Origin of the sequence: Massilia sp. CT11-108, assembly GCF_047302915.1 — a bacterium.
GTDB lineage: Bacteria > Pseudomonadota > Gammaproteobacteria > Burkholderiales > Burkholderiaceae_D > Telluria > Telluria orientalis.
In genome coordinates, this window is record NZ_JBKYMO010001469.1 from 1 (window position 1) to 283 (window position 283).

Sequence of the window (283 nt, forward strand, 5' to 3'; positions counted from 1 at the left end):
GCTGGAGACGGCGCGATGGCCGCGTGCGACCACAGGTTGACCATGTCGATGGCGCCCGGTTCGTTCGTGCGCGCCGTCTCCAGCAGCGCGTCCGACACCTTCATCGGCCACGTGCTGCCCACGAGGGCCAGCGCGCGCACGCGGGCGGGCGCCCGGGACGCCGCTTCGAGGGCGATCAGCGACCCCATGCTGTGGCCGGCCAGCACGGCCTTGCCGACACCGGCAGCATCGAGCAGGTCGAGCAGCCAGGCGGCCATCTCCTCGACCGTCGCCAGCGCGGGGC

General features: G+C 73.9%; 1 protein-coding gene. It reads right to left on the bottom strand.

Annotation, left to right across the window (positions count from 1 at the left end; all coding sequences use genetic code 11):
* A partial coding sequence (locus ACEN88_RS35310; RefSeq protein ID WP_413347067.1) for an alpha/beta fold hydrolase occupies nucleotides 1-283 on the bottom strand: 283 nt, incomplete at both ends.